Here is a 22,266-nt window from a genome sequence, read left to right on the forward strand (position 1 = left end):
ACATGGTGGAACGATACTCGTACATCTTCTTCAAGCCGGAGCGGGTGAACATCCTGGAAGGCTTCACCACGAACCTCGTGGTGATGGGCGTTCTCGCGCGGTCCCCCGGCAAGGTGGAGAACGTGACCAGCCAGGTGACCTTCCACGTGAAGGGCCCCGAAGGCGCCATCTCCATCGTCCAGCAGCCGGACCCCTCCTTCGTGCAGGTGAAGGGCGTGCGCTCCGAGCCCGCCCCTTCGCTCCTGTACGCCACGCTGAAGTCCTCGGATGCCAACTGGCCCCAGCTCGAAGCGAAGGCGTTCGTCACGGTGGATGAGTCGGACCTGCTCCTCTTCGCACCGGACGGCCATGTCTACTGGGTGACGACGGAGATGTGGATGAAGGCGGAGAAGTTCCCCATCGACTCCAAGCGCCTGAATCCGGCCCTGCACACGCTGCTTCGAAATGAAACAGTGGTGGCCAACATCCCCAACATCCCGTATCCCGACGAGCAGGCCGCCCAGGGCCACGCCTCTCCCACCGCGGCGAGGGCCGAGCCCATCACCTGCTTCCTGCTCAACCTCAACAGCATCCTCCTCAGCTACACCCCCAGCACCAAGCTGCGCCCCGCCGAGCAGGACCCCAGTCCTCCCATTCCCGGCACCGAGCCCTGATGCGCACAGACTCCGTGGACTCCCCTGTCGTCGGCGCCGCTCCCGGTACCGCCAAGCACTTCCGCCAAGGCACCCACCGGACGGTCTCCCCCGAGGAGACCTTGGAGCGCGTGCGACGACTGATGCCCGTCCTCGGCATCACCCGCATCGCCAACGTCACGGGCCTGGATACGGTCGGCATCCCCGTGGTGATGGTGACGCGCCCCAACGCGCGCTCGCTGGCGGTGTCCCAGGGCAAGGGGCTCACGCTCGCCGCGGCGAAGGCGTCGGGACTGATGGAGTCCGTGGAGGGCTATCACGCCGAGCACATCACGCTGCCCCTGAAGCTGGCCACGTACAACGAGCTGCGCTTCCGCACGCCCGTGGTCGACGTGGCGGGGCTGCCTCGCTTGTCGGTGAGCCTGTTCCATCCCAACTGGCGCATGTTGTGGGTGGAGGGTGTGGACCTCCTGGGCGGCGGCCCGCTGTGGCTGCCGTTCGACCTGGTGCACACCGACTTCACGCTGCCCCTCCCCACCGGGAGTGGCGCGTTCCTCATGAGCAGCAATGGGCTGGCCTCGGGGAATCATGTCCTCGAGGCCACGCTGCATGGCCTGTGTGAAGTGGTGGAGCGGGATGCCTCCGCGCTCTGGCATGCCCGAGGAGAGAAGGGGCAAGCGGGGACGCGGTTGGACCTGACGACGGTGAATGACTCCGCGTGCCGCGAGGTGCTGGAGACCTACGCACGGGCGGGCGTGGCCGTGGGTGTCTGGGAGACGACCAGCGACGTGGGAGTGCCCGCGTTCACCTGTTACATCGTCGACCAGGAGCGCGAGTCGTTGCGGCCCGTCGCCGTGGCGGGGGGAATGGGCTGCCATCCCTCGCGCGGTGTGGCGCTGCTGCGCGCGCTGACGGAAGCAGCGCAGAGCCGGCTCACGCGCATCTGCGGCGCTCGCGATGACCTGCACCGCAAGGCGTATGAGGAGGCTCGCGAGGGAGTGGAAGCGGACCGACTGCGGACGCGGTTGCGGGAGGAGAAGCCCGTGCGCCGCTTCCAGGAGGCGCCGCATCAAGACGCGAGCACCCTGGAGGACGACCTCGGGTGGGTGCTGGTGAAGCTGCGCATGGCCGGGGTGGCGCAGGTGGTCGCCGTGGAGCTGACGAAGCCGGAGCTGGGCATTCCGGTGGTCCGCGTGGTGGTGCCAGGGCTGGAGCCCACGCATGAGGCCCCGGGCTATGTCCCCGGGCCGCGCGCGCAGCGAATCATGCGAGGGGATGCGTCATGAAGGTGTTCATCTTCACCGGCCCCACGCTGCGCCCCGAGGACGCGCGCCAGGAGCTGGAGGCCGTGTACCTGCCTCCGGTGCAGCAAGGGGACATCTACCGGGCGACGCTCGAGAAGCCGGTGGCGCTGGGCATCATCGATGGCTTCTTCGAGCATGTGCCCGCCGTGTGGCACAAGGAGATCCTCTGGGCCATGGCGGAAGGCGTCCATGTCTTCGGCGCCGCGAGCATGGGCGCGCTGCGAGCCTCGGAGCTGGCCGCCTTCGGGATGGAGGGCGTCGGCGCCATCTTCGAGGACTTCCGTCGCGGAGTGCTGGAGGACGACGACGAAGTGGCCGTGGCGCACGCGAGCGCGGAAGACGGCTGGCGCCCCGTGTCCGAGGCCATGGTGAACGTTCGCGCCACGCTGTCGGCCGCCCACGCCACGGGCGTGCTGAGTGAGGACACCCGAGCAGGACTCGAGCGACTGGCCAAGTCGCTGTTCTACGTGGAGCGCGCGTGGCCGACCTTGCTGACGCGGGGGGCGCGCGAAGGACTGCCCGTGGTGGAGCTGGCGGCGCTCAAGGACTGGCTGCCACGCGGCCGAGTGGATGCGAAGCGCGCGGATGCCGTGGCGATGCTGCGGACGATTCGAGAGCGACTCGACGCGGGGTTGCCTCCGAAGGAGACCCGCTTCCCCTTCCAGCACACGGACGCGTGGGAGGAGGCACGGCGGCGCGCGAGCAGACTGCCCCTGCGTCCCACCGAGAATCCCTTGGAGGGGGTGGCGTCGGAGGCCCTGCTCGACGAGCTGCGCCTGCGCGGTGGGATGAGGGACGCACGGCGGGCCAGCATGGCGCGTGCGCTCGCGGTGGAGGAGGCCCGGAGGCTGGGGCGCGTCCCGGATGCGGCGGAGCTTCATTCGACGGAAGCCCTGCTGCGCCTGGAGCGGGAGCTCACCCCCGAGACCTTCGAGCGGTGGAAGGCCGAGCAACACGTCGACGACACCGCGCGCCTGCTCCGGGACGAGTCACACGTGAGATGGGTGGAGACCCTCTTCGAGCCCGATGTGATGCGCCACCTCGCGGACCATCTGCGTCTGACGGGCCAGTACGGGGAGCTGCTCCACCGCGCGCGCGACAAGGAGACGGTGCTCGCGGAGGCGGGGCTGTCGACACCGCGACTCGAGGACGCGGGCATCACCGAGCCCGCGCTCTGGGCCTGGTACTACGAGGAGCACCAGGGGCGGATGGTGCCCGTGGCGCTCGAGCAGGCCGCGCGGGAAGAGGGCTTCCCGGATGTCGCTTCCCTGCGCAGGGCCGCATTGCGAGAGCTCTGCTACGTCCTCGCGAAGGCCGGTGCCACGGCCTGCTGAGTCACCGGCGGCCCCGTCTTGCTCGGGGCCGCGGCGCCTCGTGGACTCAGCGCCCCTTGCGCGCCGGCTTCTTCGCGGCGGTCTTCTTCACCGAGGCTCGCTTCTTCGCGGGCGTCGCCGCCTCGGCGGGAGCCTCTGGCCGAGCCGCTGTGCTTGCCGAGCCGGACACGGGCTTCAGCACGAAGACGCGGTCCAACCGACGGCTGCCGCGCTTCTCGGGAGCCTCCAGGTCGTAGTCGAAGTTGTACTCGGCCACGACGTGCAGCCCCGCGTCCCGGAAGAGCTTGCGCGCCTGGGCTCCGTCGTAGGTGCGGAAGAACCACGTCGTCTCGATGAGCCAGTCCTTCCCGGGCCCGGTGATGCGCAGCCGGTTGCGCATCGGTGAGCGGCGGGCACGGCGCTCGGGAGTGCCCTCGTGCGTGTTGCAGACGACCTTGTCCTTCCCGACCTTGCCCAGCCAGCGCTCGTGCTCGGGCGTCGTCCGCGCGTAGTCAGTGAGGTGGAAGCCCAGCACATAGACGCCGTCCGGCTTGAGCAGCCGCCGGGTCCCCTTCAGGTGCGCGAGCGCCGCCGCCTCGCTGTCGAGATACCGGAAGGTGGAGACCAGGTTGTGCGCGACATCCACCTGTCCCTCCAGCTCGGGCACGAAGAACTCCTCCATGCGGGACGGAGACAGCTTCACCCGGCGCCGCTCCGCGGGAGTCAGCCGCTTGCGCGCATGGGCGAGCATCGCCTCGGAGATGTCGTAGCCGGTGACCTTCAACCCGCGACGGGTGGCCTCCTCGACCAACCGCCCCGCGCCGCACGCGGGCTCCAACCACTTCGAGCCTCCCGTGCCATGGCGCGCGCTCAGCGCCTGGAGGAAGTCCACCTCGCGCACGGTGTCCGTGCCGAAGATGGCCTCGTAGTACTCCGGGTGCTCATACCAGTCCGTGCGTTTTTCCATGAGTGCCGTGCCCTTTTGGGGGGCGCGCATCCTCAGGTCCCTCGCGACGAAAGCCAAGCCAAAGTGTGTCAGCGCCTCACGCGGGGCTCCGCTGGGGCGACGCCGCGGGCGCGTCCTCCGACTCGTTCCGGGAGCGTGACATCACATCGCGCAGCCGCATCCCCAGCATGCGATGCAGGAACACCACCCCCAGCGGCAACGGCAACCACAAGGTGAAACCCCGCAACAACAGCACCGCGGTGAGCGATACCGACACCGGCACGCCCAGCGAGGACAGCGTCCCCACGGCGGTGGCCTCGAACGTCCCCACTCCGCCCGGGATGATGCTGAGGGTCATCACCAGCGTGGCCAGCATGAAGGCGGCGAAGACACTCGGGAAGCCCACCGGGTGCCCCACCGCGAGCAGCATGCATGACAGCGTGAGCGCATCCGCCACGAAGACACCCAACTGACAGGCGGTCGCCTTCGCCAGGAGGCCTCGGTTCCTCACCAGCTCCGGAGGCACCTGGGAGATGGAATCCAAGAGCGAGGTGAGCCCCGGAATGCGGCGCGCCCACTTCGGCGGCTGCCAGCCTCCATGCCGCGTCAGCCAGAGGATGGCGAACGGCACCACACACGCGAGCACCGCGAAGGCCGTGGCCAATCCGAGGATGGCCGCATGCAGCGCCGCATGGAGCCACAGCGTCACGATGGCGAAGACCACCGCCACCGCGTGCGCGATGTAGAACGACACCATGTCCACCAGCAGCGCGGCCGTGGCGATGCGCGGGGGCGCCCCTTCGCTCTGAAGCCCCTTCATCACCACCACCGAGCCACCGATGCCCGCGGTGGGGACGAGTTGGTCGAACGAGAGCTTCATCACCGACAGGCCCGCGGTGCGGAACCAGGGCGGCTTCACGTTCGCCATGCCCAGCACCAACCTCCAGCAGGCCGCCATGACGAGGTACGAGAGCACCTGAAGCGCGGCGCCACACAGCAGCCACTCCGGCCTCGCGCGCTTCAGCATGAGCGCGAACTGCTTCTCCTCTCCGAAGCGCGCCACCACGAACACGGTGAAGGCCCCGAGCAACAACACCCCCGGAAGCCAGCCCCAGACACCGTGACGGCGCGAGGAACCCTCCGCCGCCACGGGCGCCACCCTCACGTCCGAGATTGCGTCATCCACGAGCGTCTCCTCCCGCTCAATGCGCGGAGACTTCCGCCTCTTCACGGCCTCGCGCCTGCGTCGCATCCAGGAGCCGCGCCGCCATGCGCATGAAGTCCGCCTCCGTGACGATGCCCACCAGTCGCCGGTCGCGGTCCACCACGGGCAGACAGCCGAAGCGGTGGTCCAGGAGCTTGTAGATGCCGTCGCGCACGGACAGGTCCGGCCGCACCGACTCCACGTCGCGAGACATGATGCTGGCGACGGCGATGGGCTCCGCGCCGGAGGACGCCATCTGTCGCGACAGAGCGCGGATGAGGTCTCGGTGGCTCACCAGCCCCACCAGGCGCCCATCCCTCACCACGGGCAGGTGACGGATGTGATTGAGCTTCAGCAGGTCATCCACGCGAACCAGGTCATCCGTCTCCTCCAACGTGATGACGTCGCGGGTCATCAGGTCGCCCACGGTGAGCATGACGAGGCCGCCTCCTGTCCGGACCACACGGCGGGTGCCGCGACCAGGTCCAGTCCCCGCAAGGGTGCGTCCACGCCCCGGTTCGCGCACCCACGCGGCCGGCCCACGGACAGGGGCCCGCTCGCACGCGTGCCCTGCCCTGCGTGCGCCCCGCCGAGCCGGCGGCTCAGTGCGCCGGGTGCCCCATGATGCGGGCGAGCATGAACATCAGGGCCAGGCCCACGAAGAGCGCCAGCACGTTGCGCCCCGGCTGGTCCTTGCCGTGCCTGTGCACGTGCGGCAGCAGGTCCGACACGGCGATGTACAGGAACGTGCCCGCGGAGAAGGCCAGCGCCTTGGGCGCCATGCTCTCGAAGGCCATGAACGCGTCGAACGCGAAGAACAGCAGCGCACCGGCGGGCACCATCAAGCCGTACAGCACGGCGAGCAGCAGGATGGCCCCCTTCGAGCGGCCTTCCGTCTTCAGGATGGAGGCCAGCGACAGCGCGGAGGGGACCTTGTGCGCGACGATGGCCAGGAGCGCCATCAACCCCACGCCCTCCTCCACCGCCGAGCCCAGCGCGATGCCGTCGAACAACGTGTGCGTCGACAGCCCGAGGAACGCCGTCAGCCCGAGCACCTGTCCCGCCTCGGCGCCATGTCCCGAGCCCGTGCCGGACATGTGGTCCCCGGGCACGTCCTCACCCGCGTGCGCCACCAGGTAGCGCTCCAGCACGAGCAGGAAGACAAAGCCTCCGGGCACCAGCGCGAAGGCCCACCAGCCTCCGCCCTCGTAGGCCTCCGGCAGCATGTGGAAGAAGGCCGCGCCCAACATGACGCCAGCGGCGAAGGCCAGGAAGCGGACCAGTTGCGTCGGGCGCTCATTCCAAAGCACCACCAACGCGCCGAGGAGCGAGCCGACAACAACCACCAGGGAATAGAGGGCCACCGTGGCCAGGACCGACATGGGGCGCGCACCCTACAACAAAACCGCCGCGTCAGTAGCGTCGCACCACCACCAACCCCACCCGACCCGGTTGGACGTCCACCACGTGCTCGGAAACCCGCCCTCCCGCCTCCACCCGCACCAGGTGCTTCCCCGCTGAGACGCGGAATCGCGCCACCTGGAACTCGGCGGGCAGGGAAAGCCAGGAACGCAGGTCCGGCGCGTTCCCCGCGTTGAGCAGGATGAAGGCCAGGGCCCCCAGCTCCTCGCTCTTCGTCGCCGCGCCCAGACCGGCCGCGAGCCCCGCCTTCACGGCCACGCCGGCAATCTGCTTGGCGAGCATGCCGCCAATGCGGGTGTCCAGGTGGAGCCGCGCCACGTCCGCCAGCGACGTCACCGTCGCCGCCCGCGCGGCCTGGTCGCCCAGGGAGACATGCACCGCGGGCGCGCTGCCCCGGTCCCGGTAGGCAGGCACCTCGATGAGGCCGCCGCCATCATGGTTGCGGGACGCGGGATGCTTCTCCGGGGACAGCCCCGCCTCCACGATGACCACGACCTGGGCCTCGTCGCGCCCCAACGGAGGATGGGCCACGTCCGGATACTTCGCCTTGAGCTCTTCGTAGAGCTGGTCGCGGCCCGTGTACTTCGCCAGTCGCAGCAGCGGCTCCACGAGCGCGCCCAGCCGAGGCTCCAGCTCATACGCCTTCGCGTAGTCGATGAAGGCCGAGTCCCAGTCGCGCTGGTCCTCGCGCAGCACGCCGCCCAGGTAGCGCGCGATGGCGAGCTGCTCGTAGGGCTTCTTCTCGTCGGTGACCATCTTCTGGAGGCGCTCGTTGACCTGACGCACCTCCACCATGGCCGCTTCGTCATCCCCCAGCTTGGCGTAGTTGAGCGCCTGGATGACGGAGATCATCAGCTTCTCGAAGTCCTCCCCGCGGTAGGCCCGCTGGCGCTCGTTGGTGACCAGCGCCCCGGCCTCCTCGCTGACGGAGGTCCCGTCGAGCTGCGCGCTCAGCTTCTCCGCCTGCTCCAGCACGGTGTTGCTCTCCGTCCACTTGCGCGCGGAGTGCAACACCATGCCTCTGTCCAGGAGCACGAGCAGCTCGTCCTTCGTCGTGCCCTCCTTCTCCACCGCGTCCAGCTCCGCCAGCGCGTGGGGGTAGTCCTCCGACTGATAGGACATGCGGACGCCCCGCGTGCGAGCCACGTAGTCCCCCGCACAGCCGGACAACAGGAGCACGCTCGCCAGCGCGAGCGCGCCCCAACCCCGAGGGCGCGCCGTGAGGCCGAGATGAGAAGTCATGAGCAATCGAGCCTTCGCGTGGAGCCGGCGGCGCCGACGACGGGAACTACCAGCTGACTCCGCGCTTCTCGAACTTCTTGCGGATCTGCTTCTCGTCCGTCCACTCGATGAGGCCGGTGCGCACGTTGCTCAGCTTCGCCGTCATCTTGTAGTACACGAGCTTGTCGCGGCCGACCTCCTGGATGATGGAGGCCAAATCACCGGACATCAGGAAGTCCACTGACACCTGACCGCCGGGGCCCTTGGCGGACTTCGCGTCGACGTAACCGGACTGCTGATACTCGTACTCCTCCGCGATGTCCTGGCGCGCGGCCTGGTCCACCATGGCGAAGCGGCCCGTCTGGGCCAGCGCCGTCTGGATCTTGTCACCCAGCGAGCGCATGTCGATGTGCTCGGACGTGCTGTTCTTCAGCTTGCCGACGAGGACGATGGGCAGCGAGCCGTCCGGGCGCGGCGTGGAGAAGCGCGGCGAGCTGGCCAGCGACTCCGCCATCTTCTTGGCGATGAGCTGCAGGTCGTTCTCGTTGAACTGGTCCGACAGCATCTCGATTTCGTTCGGGTCCTCGTACGTGCCGCGCGTGAAGGCACGCGGGCCACTGCACGCGGCGAGCGAAGCGGCGAGGCAGGCGGTGAGAATCAGGCGGTGGGTCTTCATGGTGCGGGTCACTCCTAGTTCCATTCGCATTCGAAGCGGCTGCCCTCGAAGTTCCACTTGTAGGCGAGCACCGCGTCGCGGCGGTACCCGGCCGTCAGGCGGCACAGGTTCATCAGCGAGGAACGGGGATAGTCGAACGTATAGGTCTGCGACTTCGCCCGCTCCTGCTCATTGAGCTGGGAGGGATGGGTGAGCGTGGGGCTGGCGCTGGCGGCCACCATCACCGAGTGCTTGCCGTACGTCTTCAGCGGCACCCGGCCAGCGAACTGCACGCGGCGCACCGTGCGCGCGACGAGGATGTCGCTGCGGTCCACGCTCGTCTCGTGGCGGTTGCGGCGCTGGAGCAGCTCCGAGATGTTGGCGGTGAAGACGCGGGTGAGGTCCCCGTCGTCGACGAAGAAGTAGAGGAAGGTCTCCCGGGCCACCCGGCTCTCGCCGGTGAAGTCCATGGTCACCAGGAGCTCCAGCTCGCGGTTGGGCGCCAGGCCGTGCCGCGACACCGCCGCGAGCACGCTGGCGTTCACTCCCGCCTTCTTCAGCTTGATGAGGCCGTCCGCGCTCGCGTCACACGCGCAGCGCCGCTCTTCAATCATCTTCACGAGCTGCGCGGGCTCGAAGCCCGCCTGGGACAGCTTGGTCAATTCCTCGTCCGTCAGCGGGAGCTGGTCGGAGCGCTCGTAGATGCGCGGGAGCTGGTTCGGGTCCCACTGGATGATGTTGTACGTCTGCGTGTCCCCCGAGGGGAACGGCAGGGAGAGCTGGGGGGCTCCTCCCGCGGGGGAGACCCTGACGGGCGCTTGAGTGGTGGCCAGCGCCAACGTCGCGGCGAGCAGTTGGGCAATCATGGCGTTCCCTCCTCTAGAAGCGGTAGCCGACGCCCAGACCCAGCCGGTGCGAGACGCCGCCACCGCCGATGGGAATGTCCGGGTTGTAGTTGAGGCCGAGCACGATGTTGTCGCGCGCGCCCATCAGCACCTCGGCGCCCAGGTGGGGCGAGATGCCGAAGCGCAGGCCCTCATCCTCGGGGATGTAGATGGCGCCCGCCCTCAGGCCCGCGCTGAACACCAGCGGCCAGCCCCAGGTGCGGAAGCGAGGGCCCACCATGCCGATGACGCGGCCGCCATCGAAGACGTAGGCGAAGCTCGCGTCGAGCGAGTACCAGTCCGCGCCCCACACCGACAACGTGGCGCCCGCGTAGAGCGGGGGGCCTTCCGGAGCGTCCCGGTGGGGCTTCTCCGAGTTGACCGCCGCGCCCCAGTCGAGCTGGAGCGACACGCCCGTTCCACCCGAGCGCGAGTAGCCCCCCTTCCCATACTCGGATTCCTCGGGCCCATCCGTGCGGCCCCGCTCCTGAGCAACCGCGGACACCGGCGCCGCGACGGCCAGCGACAGAAGGGCGCCGCACAACCTGGAATGACGCTTCATCTCGAAGACTCCCCACATGAGGTAGGTGCGATTTTCCGACACATCGACGGCCCGGCACCGCCGATATTCAAAACACCTGAGTAACGGACAAGTGCACTTCCCTTGTCGAAATTCCGTCAGGACATCCGAGGCCCTGGCGGAGGCGCATCCTGCGGCGCGTCGGGCTGGGGGTCATCCCGGGGCTCCGGGAGGGGGGTGGGCGCCTGGCGCGACTCCGTGCGGGTGAAGGGCAGCCACTGAGGGTGCGCCCGGAGGAAGGAGACCAGGCGCTCCCGGACGAGGGCGCGCAGGTCGAAGAGCTTGTCCGGGTTGGCCGCGCTCACCAGCGCCCGGATGGTGAGCGTCCGGTCCTGGGCCTCCAGCACCACCACCGACTGGAACCGCCCATCCCACAGGTGCTGGGCCTCTCCGGAGAGGATGCGCTTGAGCTCCGCGCGCATGGCGTCCACGTCCGTGGAGTAGTCCACCTGGAGGGTGACGGCGCCAAGCAGCTCGGGGCTGACCTTGCTCCAGTTCTGGAAGGGCTTGTCCAGGAAGTAGGTGATGGGGATGACCATGCGGCGCTGGTCCCAGACGCGGAGGACCACATAGGTCAGCGTGATCTCCTCCACGGTGCCGAACTCGGTCTCCACCACCACCTGGTCGCCGATGCGGATGGGCTGGGTGATGGAGAGCTGGATGCCCGCGAGCAGCGTGGAGATGGACTTCTGCGCCGCCAGACCAATCACCAGGCCGGCGATACCGGCGGACGCCAGGAGGGACACTCCGACGTTGCGCACCACCTCGAACTGCATGAGGAGCAGCGCGGCGGCCACCACGTACGTCGCGGCCTCGAAGACGGCGCGCAGCACGGCGAACTGGGTGCGCAGCGAGCGGGCCCGCGCCGCGTCCTGCGTCTCCGAGGACACGCGGCTCTGCACGAAGGCGGCGAACACGCGCAGGAAGCGCAGGATGAACCACGCCACGGAGACGATGAGCAGCGAGTAGCTCACCCGGTTGGCCACGGTCTGCACGGGGCGCGGCAGGAGGAGGAAGGACGTGCCCACCACCAGTAGGGCGGCGAAGAAGGGCAGCCTCAGGGGCCCTCGCCCCGCCTCCACGAGCTGGTCGTCCAGCGTCGCGTCCGTCCAGCGCGCCACCCGCAGGGCGATGGCCAGCGTCACCCGCTCCAGGAGCAGCGACAGCCCCAGCGCCCCCAGCAGCGTCACCAGCAGGCCCAGCCACTGCCACGGCTCCAGCCCCAGCACCGTCCCCGAGAAGAAGAACGGCGGCATCCACTCCGCCACGCGAGGGCCATAGGCTTCGAAGAGCGAATCCACCATGCGCACCGTGGACTCGCTGAAGACCCACACCAGCGCGCTGTCCTGCGTGACGCGCTGGAGGCGGATGGAGACATTGGCGCCCTCCAGGGGGATGACGCCCAGCTGGTCGAAGCGCGCGTCGGCGGGGTCTCCCTCGGGGGCCTTGCTCACCGAGGCCAGGTCGATGGCCAGCTTCCGGTCCAGCACGAACTTGAGCCGGCGGGCGAGCTGCGCGCCGCGCTCGGGCTGCTGGGCGCGGGGGATGAAGTCCAGGTCGAGGTAGTGCGCGGCCGTCGCGTAGTCGCCCCGGTGGGCCGCGGAGAGGAAGCCCTGCGCGGCGGCGTGGGGCGACTGGCGGTCCATGGGGGACGCGGGCGGCGCCAGGCCCGAATTGAGTGCCAGGGCGGGGAGCGTCCAGAGGACACATCCCACCAGGAGCAGCGCCGTCCAGGCATGGCGGACTCGGGGCATCATGGCGCCCTGCATACTCCTTTTCGGACGCTTTGCCGGAAGAAGTCGGGCCTGCCCCCCGGGGGGACAGCCAGGAGGGGGACTCCCGGGACACCGGCCCATCCCAGCAGGTGGGAAAGGCGTTGGTGCCCCGAACAGGGGTAGGATAGAAACGGAGCCAAGGAAGGTCGACGTGTCCGAGAAGCGAAGAATCCTCCTGATTGACGACAGCGAAATCACGCTCGCCATGGAGAAGGCCGTGCTGGAGGCGCGCGGCTATGAAGTCGTCGCCACCTCCACGCTCATGGAGTTCGAGAAGACACTCCAGTCCTGGCGGCCGGACCTCATCCTCACCGACATCCACATGCCCGAGGCCAAGGGCACCGACATCTGCCGCACGCTGAAGAACGAGTACGGCACCCAGGACATCCCCATCGTCCTGTTCTCCAGCCTTCCCGACGATGAGCTGTCCAAGCTGGCCGAGCAGGTCGGCGCGGATGGCTTCCTGTCGAAGATGAACGGGCTGGAGGCGATGGGCGAGAAGATTGACGAGCTGGTGCAGAGCATTCTCTGGTGATTCGGATGGTGCGCCCCGCCCTGGTCGCTGCCCTGTTGGGTTCGCTGTCGGTCCTGGGGGGGTGCATGCGCAAGGAGCCGGCGCCCCAGGCGTCCACGCCCGAAGCGGGGACTTCGGCTCCCACGCAGACCTCCGGCGCCATCCTCTTCGTCTCCGCTGACACCCGCGGCTATCTGGGCCCCTGCGGCTGCAGCGAGAACATGCGCGGGGGCATCGGCCGCGCGGCCTTCCAGGTGAGCGAGGCGCGCAAGGGTGGCCTCCCCGTTCTCTACGTGGACGGCGGAAACAGCCTCTTCGGTGAGACGACGCTCAAGCCGGGCCAGGTTCCCCAGGAGGAGCTGAAGGCCAAGGCGCTCGCGGACGCCATGCGGTTGATGGGGCTGTCGGTGCGCGCCACCGGACCGCTGGATGACACGCGCGGCGCGGCCTTCCGCCAGGGACTGGGCCTGCCCGAGGTGGGCGACGGCGCGGTGAAGCTGCTGCCCGCGGGCTCGCGACAGGTGGGCATCGTCTCGGCGGAGACGGGGGCCCAGTTGGTGGCGGCCAGTGGCCAGGCTCGCTCGCAGGGCGCGGACTTCGTGGTGGGGCTCCTGGATGCGCCGCTCGAGGAGGCACAGAAGGCGGCCGAGCTGCCGGGGCTCGCGGTGGATGTGCTGGTGGCCACGCGTTCGGCGACGGAGCTGAGTGGCGAGCAGAACCGGCTGGTGAAGTCGGCGGTGCCCGTCGTCGCGCCGCAGAGCAAGGGCCGCTCGCTGGTGCGCGTGGACCTGAGCTTCGCGCCACGGCCGGGGCGCTTCACGCTCCAGAAGGGCCAGGCCGACATGGAGCGCGAGGTGGCCGCGCTGGAGCAGCGCGCCGTGCTCCTGGACAAGGACATCAACCAGCCGGGCATCGACCCGAAGCTCAAGGCGCTCAAGCAGGCGAAGCGCGATGAGCTGGTGGCTCGCAAGCAGGCCCTGGTGTCGGCGCCTCCGGCCGCGGCCACGGACGTCAATGGCTTCACGGTCCGCTTCGTGCCGCTGGAGGCGGGGTTGCCGTCGCTTCCGGACGCGCAGGCGCTGGTGGCTCGCTACGACGCGGAGGTGGGCAAGCTGAACCTGGCGTGGGCGAAGGAGCATGGCCAGGACTGCCCTGCTCCCGCGAAGGGACAGTCCTCGTTCGTCGGCAACGCGCCGTGCAAGTCGTGCCACGAGGAGGCGTTCCCCTTGTGGGAGAAGTCCAAGCACCACCACGCGTGGGAGACGCTGGTGGACCTGGGCAAGCAGCACCACCTCAACTGCGTGGGGTGCCACGTCACGGGCTGGGAGCAGCCGAGCGGCGTGTGCAGGCTCGACAAGGTGGAGGGCCGCGAAGACGTGGGCTGCGAGAGCTGCCACGGCCCGGGCTCCGCGCATGTGGATGAGCCGAGCAGCGACAACATCGTGGCCTCGCCCGGCGAGGCCCTGTGCGTCACCTGCCACAACGCGGAGAACTCGCCTCACTTCGACTTCGCGACCTATTTGCCGAGAATCCTGGGTCCGGGTCACGGTGAGCCCGTGAGCGCGAAGCCTTCAGGCTCGCCGGTGGATGCTCAAAAACCCGCGAAACCGTAATCGCAGCGTTCGAGACAGGAAGGCCGCCCCTACCAGGGGTCCTGGGTACAGTCGTACCGCACGACTCCTTGTTTGACTGTCAAGAAAAGTCGCGAATACTTCGCCCCTCGCCTGCTTCTGGGCGCACTCTTCTTGCGACCCCATGCTGCCTCTCTGCCTGCTCGTGCTCACCCTGGCCTCGGCTCCCTCGTCGGGAGCAGCGCCCACGCCTCCCATGCCTCCGCCTCCGGACAGCATGCGCGTGCTCGCCGCCGATGAGACTCGAGCCCCCAGCACCTCGCCGCAGTCTTCTCCCGCAGCAGTGGGCACCGAGTCCGCGCCCACTCCTGTGACGAACACGGGCACCTCGCCCGCCTCCACCGCGACGGAGCAGGCACCCGCGGGTGTCGGCGTGGCGGTGAAGCCCGGGGTCGCTGCACCCGCAAAGGATGAGCAGCAGGCGGCGAGTACGGCCCCTGCGTCGGGTGCCAGCGAGGACAAGTCAGCACAGCCCTCCGTGGCTCCTCAGCCTGACAAGGCGGCGAGCGCCACCGCGAGCAAGTCGGCGCAGCCCTTCGTGGCTCCTCAGCCCGACAAGGCGGCGAGCGCCACCGCGAGCAAGTCGGCGCAGCCCTCCGTGAACCCGCAGCCCGCAGATGCGTCGGGTGCCAGCGCGAGCAAGTCAGCGCAGCCCTCCGTGAACCCGCAGCCCGCCGATGCGGCGAGCGCCAGCACGAGCAAGTCAGCGCAGCCCTCCGTGAACCCGCAGGCCGCCGATGCGGCGAACGCCGGCGCGAGCAAGCCGGCTGAGAACGACGCGAAGCTCTCGACGCCGGGCAACTCGGGCGCCTCGGAGCCCGCCTTCGCGAACAGCTCGGACGCTCCGGAAGATGAGCCCGAAGCTGCTCGCGAGATGGTCGAGTCCGAGTCCGCAGAGCTCGAGGAGCTGCGCGCGCTGGAAGGCGCGACACTCGACCCGGCGGCGCGTCCCAGCGCGGAGGTGATGCAGTCCCTGCGGAGACTCGGTCTGGCGAACCCGCTGCGCATGCGCATGCTGGACGCGCTGGAGGAGCCCACCTTCCGCGACGACGACTCGCCCGAGCAACTCCCGCTCATCACCGACCTGGCCAACTTCGACGTCCGGAAGATTCAAGACCGCTACGACATCCCCGTCGAGATGCAGCCGCTGGTGGCCCAGTACATCCAATTCTTCCAGGGGCCAGGTCGTCGGTGGTTCCGCAAGTGGATGGCCCGCTCCGCGCGCTACCTGCCGGTGATGCAGCCCATCCTCGACCAGCATGGCCTGCCTCGCGACACCGTGTACCTGGCGATGATCGAGAGCGGCTTCTCCGCGCACGCCTACTCCTGGGCCCACGCCGCCGGTCCCTGGCAGTTCATCTCCAGCACGGGCAAGCAGTACGGCCTCAAGCAGGACTTCTGGGTCGATGAGCGCCGAGACCCCATCAAGGCCACCCACGCCGCCGCGACCTACCTCAAGGACCTCTACGGAGAGCTGGGTCACTGGTACCTGGCTTGGGCCGGCTACAACACGGGCTCCGGCCGCGTGCGGCGCATGGTGGAGCGTCACGGCACCCGCAACTTCTGGGCCCTGTCCGAGGAGAAGGGCCTCGCGAAGGAGACCAAGCACTACGTCCCCAAGCTGATTGCCGCGGCGCTGGTGGCCAAGAACCCGTCCGCCTTCGGCTTCTCCGAGAAGGAGTTCGAGTACGAGCAACCGCTCGAGTTCGACGTGGTGGACCTCACGGACGCCACGGACCTCGACGTGGTGGCCCGCGCCGCGGGCGTGCCCATCCAGTCCGTGCAGGACCTGAACCCGGAGCTGAAGCGCTGGTGCACCCCACCCGCCACCGCCAAGCGGCCCTACAAGCTGCGGCTGCCCATGGGCGCGGGCCCGCGCTTCGTGGAGGGCTTCCAGAAGATTTCGCCCTCCGAGCGACTCACCTTCCGCGTCCACAAGGTGAAGCGTGGAGACACGCTGTCCCAAATCGCGGAGCGATACGGCTCGGCCTCCGAGGCCATCCTCCAGATGAACCGGCTCAAGAGCGCCAAGACGCTGAAGCTCAACTCCGAGCTGGTGATTCCCGTGCCCGCGGGCAAGGCGAGCCCCCAGGGTGGCGGCGCGCTGGCAAGCAAGGTCGCGCAGGCCCGCCGCAGCGGCGTCGTGGTCCATCGCCCCGAGGACGAAGTGCCCGCCGGCACGCCCAAGGGTCCCCTGGCCGCCGGCCCCGTGAAGACGGAGATCGTCAACGGCCGCACGCGCATCACGTACGGCGTGCAGTCCGGCGACAGCCTGTGGGTCATCGCCACCAAGTTCAACGTGGGCGTCGATGACCTGAAGAAGTGGAACAACCTGCGGCGGCGCAACCCGAAGCTCCAGATTGGCTCGCTCGTGTACGTGTGGCCCAACGGTCCGGCACAGGTGGCCCCTCCCGCGAGCACCCTCGTGGTGGCCAAGCAGGTCGCGTCGAACGCGGGGAAGGCTGGCGGCAAGGTCCATGCGCTCGCCGAGGGAGAGACGCTCTGGTCCATCGCGCAGCGCTACGGCGTCACCGTCGAGGACATCATGCGGTGGAACAACATCAAGGACCACCGCACCATCCCCACGGGGAAGGTCCTCTCGCTCAGCGCGCCCTGAGCCCGCCGGGCGAGTGATTTGCAACAGGCGAGGTCATGACCTCGTCCATCTCGCGAATCGAATCACTCCTCCCACTCCCTCCGCTCGAAGCCGACGACGCTCCGCTGGGAGGGCGCTGGCCCCCCGCGCGGAGGTCCTCGCGCCTCCACGACAACACCGTGGAGTCCGCCCCCACCATCTCGCTTTCGCGACCACCGTCCCCGCGCGTCGAGACGGGGCCCACGCCCCCCGCGCCCCCTGCCCCACCGCTCACCCACGCGCGCTTCACTCAACAGCCCCAGCTCGCCGACGTGGCCTCGGGACACCTCGTCCTCGGCCCGGGCTCACGCGGTGATGGCTTGCGCGCGGTGCAGACGGCGCTCTTGAAGATGGGCTTCGCGCTTCATGGCGGCGCGGATGGACACTTCGGCGCCCAGACACAGCGAGCCCTGCGCAACTTCCAGACGCACGCGAGCCTCACCTTCCCCGCCGTCAAACCCACGGGGCTCCTGGACTCCGCCACGCTCCATGCACTCGAGGCCCTCGCGCCCGAGCCCGGCATGCGAGGCCAACCCCAGGGGCTTCCTCTCGCGACCTACGACGGCGAGCCCGTGAGGGTCATCGTCGCGCTGCGAGAGCACCGCACGTTCCTCTACGACACCGAAGGGCGCATCGTGGACATCGTGCCGAATGCCTCGGGCACCCCGGCCACACCGACACGGCCGGGCCTCAAGGTCGTCAAGACCCGGCTCCATCAGGCCGCCGCGGAGGCCGCTGGCGAGCGACTGTGGAATGACCGGTCCGTCTTCGGTGCGCGCATCCTGGACCTGTCCTGGGCGGATGGGCGCCATTCCGGGGAGGAGCTGCATGGAACCAACGCCCCCGCCCTGCTGGGCGGAGACGTGTCCCACGGCTGCATCCGTCACTCGAACGAAGCCATCATCGCGCTCCACGATGCGCTCTCCGTGGGAGACCGCGTGGCCATCGTGGAGCACGTGAACGACCCGCGCCTGGGAGGCCAGGCGCCCGTCGCTCGCGGGACTACCCTTCCTCGAGCAGCGCCTTCAGCTCGCGCACCCGCCGGGTGATGAGGTCCCGGTCGATGGAGCGGTAGGCCTCCGGCAGCAGCTCCCGGCTGGTGCACTCCTGCACCGCGACCAGGTTCTGGAGCTCGATTTCGAGCGGATAGCTGGGCGGCACGAAGTCCGCGAGCACCGCCGCCAGGTCGTCCTTCGACACGGCCTCACGCCCGTCCGCCAGCGCGCGGAACTTCGAGCGCACCATGACGGCTTCGATATCCGCGCCGCTGAAGGCGCGAACCCCTTGCGGAATCAACGTGGAGAACGAGTCGATGCCATCCACTGACACGCCCGTCTTCTTGGACATCACCTTGAAGAGCTCGTCCCGCTCCGCGTCGGTCTGCGGATAGAAGAGCGCCAGGTGCTCCTCCGCGCGGCCCTGCCGCTTCAGGTCGATGGGCAGCAGGTCCGGCCGCGCCGTCATCAGGAACCAGACAATCTTGCCGCGGTACTGCGTGTTGCCCATGAAGGAGGCAATGGAGCCGAAGACGCGGCTGCTCGTGCCGGAGTCCCCACCCGAGTCGCGGTTGCCGAGGAAGGTGTCCGCCTCGTCAATCATCACCGCCACCGGCCACAGCGCCTTGAGGAGGTTGAAGATCTTCTCGAGGTTCGCCTCGGTGACGCCCTGCCACTGGCTGCGGAAGTTCAGGAACTTCACCACCGGGATGCCAATCTCACCGGCGAAGCAGCTCACCATGAAGGTCTTGCCCGTGCCCACCGGGCCCGACAGCAGGTAGCCCATGGGCATGACTTCCAGGCGGCCCTTCTTAAGCGCCGACGCGGCCTGCCGCAGCATCTGCTTCGCCTTGGCATGTCCGGCCACCGCGTCCAGCGTGTGCACCGGCTCGATGAACTCGAGGAGGCCGTGGCACTCCGCCTGGATGATCTCCTTCTTCTTCTCCTTGAGCAGGTCGGAGGTGATGCGAATCTCGCGCTCGAGCGCCTCCGTCAGCACGCGGTCCAGGTTGATGCGGGACAGGCCCGCCGTCATCTTCGCCAGGCCCGCCAGCGGCACGTCGGACAGCGACTGGAGCCGCTTGCCCTCCAGCTTGTAGCGCACGTACTCCAGCCGTTCCTCCTCGGTGGGAAGCGGCAGCTCGATGGGCGCCACGTACGGGTTGCGGGAGATGCGCGGGGAGATGTCCGCGAGGTTCTCCGCCAGCAGCACGATGGACACGTCGCCGGCGAGGAACTGCGGGTCATGCGCCCACTTGTCCATCGTGGCCAGCACGAAGCGGTCCTCGGACGACAGGTGGGAGATCTCCCCGCCTGGCACCAGCGTCTCCGCGAAGTCGATGATGAGCGCCAGCGAGCGTCCCTCGCTCAGCCGCATCCGCAGGAAGTTCTCCAGGACTTGGAGCGCCCGCCCCGGGTCTCTCGGCATCACCTTGGCGTAGTCCGTGCCGTACATCGCGTCGTAGCCGGACATGACCCGCGCCAGGTCCTTCTGCGTCTCCGGCGTGGCCGAGCGGATGCCCGACGAGCGGTCATAGAAGAGGACGTGGTCCCGGCCGCCGAACAGCTCCTCGGAGAGGAAGGTCTTCAGCGTGCCGAAGCCCTTCGCGTTGTCCTCCATCTGGAGCGGCTGCAGGTCCCTCACCGCTCCGTAGAGCAGGAAGGTGTTGACCGTCTTCGTGTAGTACTTCCGAGCCAACTGCTGCGCCCAGCGGGGGAGGTCCGCCAACGGATCTTCCTTCTGGACCTTGCGTACCTTGCTCACGGACACACTCCTCCTCTCGCTCCTCCGCGCGGGGAGCGGGCGTACCCACTTCCCACGGAGGAAGCGGGCCTCGATTTCATGAAGACTAGCGGCAGCGAAGCTGCTTTTTGAGTGAAACCGCCGGCAGGGTGACGATGGATTCTCCGGCCGCGGGAGCCGGGATCTCCACCTCCACGTCGTTGTGGCACTTGAGCTTCAAGGTGAGCCGCCGGACGTTCGAGGACACGAGCACCGTCTGAGGTGTCTCGCCCAGCTCCTCGCCATTCGCGAAGATGACGGCGCCTTCGGGACGGGACTCGACCTTCACCGAGACCTTCGTCACCAGGGGCTCCAGCTTCACATTCACTTCGGCCGGCGCCTCGCCCGACACCTGCACGCGCTTGGACACGGGCTTGTGCTGCGGAGCGCTGACCTCCACCACCCACTCCTGGCTGGACACGACCACGCCCTTGATGAAGGCGTCCGAGCGGCCCTGCTCCCGCACCACCTTGCCGTCCACCTTCACCTGCGCGTCCGACGGATGCGTGACGAGCACCAGTGAGGCAGTGCGAACCAGGCTCTCCAGCGTGACCTCCACCGGCGAGACTTCCTTGCCGCTGTTCACCTGGAGCGTCCGCGTGAAGGTCTTGTAGCCCTCCGCGCTCACCGTCACCATCACCGGCCCGGCCTGGACCTCGCGCAGCAGCGTGGGGCCACCGCCCTCAATCACGACGGGCTGGGTGTCCAGCATCACCTGAACCCGGCCGCGCACCTCCTGCGGCACTCGCTGCAGGTCCAGCATGACGTAGCCCACGCCTGGACGCGTCGCGACCCATCCGACGACGGAGAGGACCACGAGCGCGAGCACGCCGACCACCGCGTACAACACCCGCTTGTCCAAGCCCCGCTGGTTCAGCGCGGGCACGGACGCCGTGGGCCGCTCCTCGAAGTCGTCTTCCTCCTGCCGAGGCTGCGGGACGGGACGCGGAGGCCGCGACGGAGCACCCGGGCCCAGCATGGGCGGAGACCCCGTGGCCCGCGCACCTCCCTGGAGTCCCTCCGCCAGCGCCGCGCGGGAGATTCCTTGCGACACATCCGGGGGCAGCGCCGCGCGGGAGATTCCCTGCGACACATCCGGCGGGGGCACATCCCGAGCGATACGGGGCAGCCCATCTCCCGCCCCACGACTGCCGCGAGGACCGGGCGCGGAGGCCGCGACGTCCGAGGGAATCACCGTGGGCAGCGTCACCGACGGCCGGGACGACTGCGGCGCGGACGCCGTCACCACGGGGATGTTGGCGTGGGACAGCCGAGGCGCGGAGGGCGGAGCGATAGGCGCGATGACCGCCGTCTTGCCCGACAGGTTCTCCTCATCCTCGTCCAGCTGCGTCGCGCGGGCCTCCAGCGGGGTGATGGTGCGCCCGACGCTCGCGCCGGGGTCCGTGGTGGGTTCCGGACTGTCGTCGAAGACGTGGTCGCTGGAGACGAGCTGCGTCGCCATGACCTCGTCTTCCTTCGGCGTGGGCGCCGCGGTGGCGGCGGTCAGCTTGGGCAGCGCGGCCAGCGTGGGCGAGCGCCGCACGGGAGAAGGCGACGGCGACACGACCCCCATGGCCGCGGTGGCGCGGGGCGGCGCGGCCACCGGCTGCACCACGGGAACCTGCGCGAGCGAGGGCGAGGACGCCGCGGGGGGCGGCGCGGACAGGCCGCCCGGGCCCACGCCCGAGGAGGCCTCCAGCGCCGCGAGCATTCCATCCGGAGGACGGATGTCGGCGTAGTCGGACAGGCGCTGCTTCTCGCGCTCCACTTCCTCCGCGAAGGTGGACTTCATGTACTGCATGAGGTCCTTGCGGCCGAAGATGGTCTCGCTGGTGATGAGGAAGCGCTGGAGGTCGTCCCCCAGCTCGCTGGCGTACTGGTAGCGCTCGTCCACGTCCTTCGCGAGCGCGCGCATCACGATCTTCTCCAGCGCCTCCGGGATGCGCCGGTTGTACGTGGAGGGCGGCGGGACCTCCGCCTTGCGCACCTTCTCCAGCACGCTGAAGTCGCTGTCGCCCACGAAGAGCCGCTCGCCGGTGAGCATCTCGTAGAGACACACGCCGATGGCGAACACGTCCGAGCGCCGGTCCAGCGGCAGGCCGCGGATCTGCTCCGGGCTCATGTAGCCGAACTTGCCCTTGAGGATGCCGGCCTGCGTCTTGGTCGCCTTGCCCGCGGCCTTGGCGATGCCGAAGTCGATGACCTTGACCTCGCCCTCGAAGGAGATGAGGACGTTCTGCGGCGAGATGTCGCGGTGGACGATGTTCATGTCCCGCCCCATCCCGTCCTTCTTCCGGTGGGCGTAGTCCAGGCCCTCGCACATCTTCGAGAGGCAGAAGGCCACCAGCGGCACCGGCGCGGGCTCTCCCTTCTTCCGACAGCGGTCGAAGATGGCCCGCATGTCCTTGCCGGGGATGTACTCCATCGAGATGAAGTAGCTGCTGGTGATCTGCCCCAGCTCGTAGATCTGCGCGATGTTGGCGTGGCTCAGCTGGACGCTGATCTTCGCCTCATCGATGAACATCGAGATGAACTCTTCGTCCTCCGCGATGTTCGGCAGGATGCGCTTGATGGCGACGAGCCGCTCGAAGCCGCTCGCGCCGAACTGCTTCCCGCGCCACACCTCCGCCATGCCGCCGATGTTGACGCGGTCCAGAAGGAGGTACTTCCCAAATGGAATGGGCTGCCGCTTCGGTTGAGAGGTCGTCACGTGGGGAAGGGTCCGTTCGAGGGGAGCCTAGCGATCACCCATTCATAGGGTCAACCACACGG

18 protein-coding genes are annotated in these 22,266 nt (G+C 68.8%); 7 read left to right on the forward strand and 11 right to left on the reverse strand.

Going from position 1 to position 22,266, the window contains the following annotated elements:
* Positions 1-2 precede the first annotated feature (2 nt).
* From MYSTI_RS31125 to MYSTI_RS31135, 3 genes are read left to right on the forward strand one after another with little or no spacing between them, the layout of a single operon-like run.
* Positions 3-653 (forward strand): hypothetical protein, encoded by a 651-nt coding sequence (locus MYSTI_RS31125; protein WP_015351796.1) that lies wholly within the window; start codon positions 3-5, stop codon positions 651-653.
* Entirely contained in the window at positions 653-1,918 is a 1,266-nt protein-coding gene (locus MYSTI_RS31130) for a YcaO-like family protein (RefSeq protein ID WP_015351797.1), read from the forward strand. The genes MYSTI_RS31125 and MYSTI_RS31130 overlap by 1 nt, the downstream gene beginning before the upstream one ends.
* Entirely contained in the window at positions 1,915-3,270 is a 1,356-nt protein-coding gene (locus MYSTI_RS31135) for a TfuA-like protein (RefSeq protein WP_015351798.1), read from the forward strand. Before MYSTI_RS31130 ends, MYSTI_RS31135 begins: the two co-directional genes overlap by 4 nt.
* 46 nt (positions 3,271-3,316) lie before the next feature.
* On the opposite strand, the gene MYSTI_RS31140 is transcribed toward MYSTI_RS31135, so the two are convergent.
* The 9 genes from MYSTI_RS31140 to MYSTI_RS31180 all read right to left on the reverse strand — a co-directional run bounded on the left by MYSTI_RS31140 (position 3,317) and on the right by MYSTI_RS31180 (position 11,918).
* Complete coding sequence (locus MYSTI_RS31140) at positions 3,317-4,216, reverse strand: class I SAM-dependent methyltransferase (RefSeq protein WP_044281749.1); 900 nt, start codon at positions 4,214-4,216, stop codon at positions 3,317-3,319.
* 76 nt (positions 4,217-4,292) lie between these two features.
* Positions 4,293-5,381 carry a lysylphosphatidylglycerol synthase transmembrane domain-containing protein gene (locus MYSTI_RS31145; protein ID WP_169558681.1) on the reverse strand — a complete coding sequence of 363 codons (1,089 nt, stop codon included), beginning with the start codon at positions 5,379-5,381 and terminating at the stop codon, positions 4,293-4,295.
* A 16-nt stretch (positions 5,382-5,397) separates the two neighbouring features.
* Entirely contained in the window at positions 5,398-5,835 is a 438-nt protein-coding gene (locus MYSTI_RS31150) for a CBS domain-containing protein (protein ID WP_015351801.1), read from the reverse strand.
* Between the two features lie 166 nt (positions 5,836-6,001).
* Entirely contained in the window at positions 6,002-6,781 is a 780-nt protein-coding gene (locus tag MYSTI_RS31155; protein ID WP_015351802.1) for a ZIP family metal transporter, read from the reverse strand.
* Between the two features lie 31 nt (positions 6,782-6,812).
* Entirely contained in the window at positions 6,813-8,063 is a 1,251-nt protein-coding gene (locus MYSTI_RS31160; protein ID WP_015351803.1) for a COG3014 family protein, read from the reverse strand.
* Between the two features lie 46 nt (positions 8,064-8,109).
* A complete protein-coding gene (gene lpoB, locus MYSTI_RS31165) occupies positions 8,110-8,718 on the reverse strand; it encodes a penicillin-binding protein activator LpoB (RefSeq protein ID WP_015351804.1) in 609 nt (202 codons plus the stop codon).
* Positions 8,719-8,732: 14 nt separating this feature from the next.
* Complete coding sequence (locus tag MYSTI_RS31170; protein ID WP_015351805.1) at positions 8,733-9,563, reverse strand: hypothetical protein; 831 nt, start codon at positions 9,561-9,563, stop codon at positions 8,733-8,735.
* Between the two features lie 13 nt (positions 9,564-9,576).
* Positions 9,577-10,143 (reverse strand): hypothetical protein, encoded by a 567-nt coding sequence (locus tag MYSTI_RS31175; RefSeq protein ID WP_015351806.1) that lies wholly within the window; start codon positions 10,141-10,143, stop codon positions 9,577-9,579.
* Positions 10,144-10,259: 116 nt separating this feature from the next.
* Complete coding sequence (locus tag MYSTI_RS31180; protein ID WP_015351807.1) at positions 10,260-11,918, reverse strand: mechanosensitive ion channel family protein; 1,659 nt, start codon at positions 11,916-11,918, stop codon at positions 10,260-10,262.
* A gap of 169 nt (positions 11,919-12,087) precedes the next feature.
* On the opposite strand from MYSTI_RS31180, the gene MYSTI_RS31185 reads away from it, so the two are divergent.
* The 4 genes from MYSTI_RS31185 to MYSTI_RS31200 all read left to right on the forward strand — a co-directional run bounded on the left by MYSTI_RS31185 (position 12,088) and on the right by MYSTI_RS31200 (position 17,765).
* Positions 12,088-12,471, forward strand: coding sequence for a response regulator (locus tag MYSTI_RS31185; protein ID WP_015351808.1), 384 nt, complete (start codon positions 12,088-12,090; stop codon positions 12,469-12,471).
* 65 nt (positions 12,472-12,536) lie between these two features.
* Positions 12,537-14,063 carry a multiheme c-type cytochrome gene (locus tag MYSTI_RS31190; protein WP_420811510.1) on the forward strand — a complete coding sequence of 509 codons (1,527 nt, stop codon included), beginning with the start codon at positions 12,537-12,539 and terminating at the stop codon, positions 14,061-14,063.
* 142 nt (positions 14,064-14,205) lie between these two features.
* The gene (locus MYSTI_RS31195) at positions 14,206-16,698 is read left to right on the forward strand and encodes a LysM peptidoglycan-binding domain-containing protein (RefSeq protein WP_015351810.1); all 2,493 of its coding nucleotides are present in this window, start codon (positions 14,206-14,208) and stop codon (positions 16,696-16,698) included.
* Between the two features lie 35 nt (positions 16,699-16,733).
* The gene (locus MYSTI_RS31200; protein ID WP_015351811.1) at positions 16,734-17,765 is read left to right on the forward strand and encodes a L,D-transpeptidase family protein; all 1,032 of its coding nucleotides are present in this window, start codon (positions 16,734-16,736) and stop codon (positions 17,763-17,765) included.
* Here MYSTI_RS31200 and MYSTI_RS31205 read toward each other — a convergent pair.
* A complete protein-coding gene (locus MYSTI_RS31205) occupies positions 17,719-19,476 on the reverse strand; it encodes an ATP-binding protein (protein WP_015351812.1) in 1,758 nt (585 codons plus the stop codon). The two genes, MYSTI_RS31200 and MYSTI_RS31205, sit on opposite strands and share 47 nt — an antisense overlap.
* 85 nt (positions 19,477-19,561) lie before the next feature.
* Positions 19,562-22,204, reverse strand: a complete 2,643-nt coding sequence (locus MYSTI_RS31210) for a serine/threonine protein kinase (RefSeq protein ID WP_015351813.1) — start codon at positions 22,202-22,204, stop codon at positions 19,562-19,564.
* Between the last annotated feature and the right edge of the window lie 62 nt (positions 22,205-22,266).

Origin of the sequence: Myxococcus stipitatus DSM 14675, from assembly GCF_000331735.1 — a bacterium.
GTDB lineage: Bacteria > Myxococcota > Myxococcia > Myxococcales > Myxococcaceae > Myxococcus > Myxococcus stipitatus.

Bases quoted from the DNA above. Each gene is read 5' to 3' on its own strand.
- MYSTI_RS31155 (WP_015351802.1), bottom strand. From the start codon at position 6,781: ATGTCGGTCCTGGCCACGGTGGCCCTCTATTCCCTGGTGGTTGTTGTC.
- MYSTI_RS31150 (WP_015351801.1), bottom strand. From the start codon at position 5,835: ATGCTCACCGTGGGCGACCTGATGACCCGCGACGTCATCACGTTGGAG.
- MYSTI_RS31180 (WP_015351807.1), bottom strand. From the start codon at position 11,918: ATGATGCCCCGAGTCCGCCATGCCTGGACGGCGCTGCTCCTGGTGGGA.
- MYSTI_RS31160 (WP_015351803.1), bottom strand. From the start codon at position 8,063: ATGACTTCTCATCTCGGCCTCACGGCGCGCCCTCGGGGTTGGGGCGCG.
- MYSTI_RS31190 (WP_420811510.1), top strand. From the start codon at position 12,537: ATGCGCAAGGAGCCGGCGCCCCAGGCGTCCACGCCCGAAGCGGGGACT.
- MYSTI_RS31200 (WP_015351811.1), top strand. From the start codon at position 16,734: ATGACCTCGTCCATCTCGCGAATCGAATCACTCCTCCCACTCCCTCCG.
- MYSTI_RS31170 (WP_015351805.1), bottom strand. From the start codon at position 9,563: ATGATTGCCCAACTGCTCGCCGCGACGTTGGCGCTGGCCACCACTCAA.
- MYSTI_RS31175 (WP_015351806.1), bottom strand. From the start codon at position 10,143: ATGAAGCGTCATTCCAGGTTGTGCGGCGCCCTTCTGTCGCTGGCCGTC.
- MYSTI_RS31135 (WP_015351798.1), top strand. From the start codon at position 1,915: ATGAAGGTGTTCATCTTCACCGGCCCCACGCTGCGCCCCGAGGACGCG.
- MYSTI_RS31195 (WP_015351810.1), top strand. From the start codon at position 14,206: ATGCTGCCTCTCTGCCTGCTCGTGCTCACCCTGGCCTCGGCTCCCTCG.
- MYSTI_RS31125 (WP_015351796.1), top strand. From the start codon at position 3: ATGGTGGAACGATACTCGTACATCTTCTTCAAGCCGGAGCGGGTGAAC.
- lpoB (WP_015351804.1), bottom strand. From the start codon at position 8,718: ATGAAGACCCACCGCCTGATTCTCACCGCCTGCCTCGCCGCTTCGCTC.
- MYSTI_RS31140 (WP_044281749.1), bottom strand. From the start codon at position 4,216: ATGGAAAAACGCACGGACTGGTATGAGCACCCGGAGTACTACGAGGCC.
- MYSTI_RS31130 (WP_015351797.1), top strand. From the start codon at position 653: ATGCGCACAGACTCCGTGGACTCCCCTGTCGTCGGCGCCGCTCCCGGT.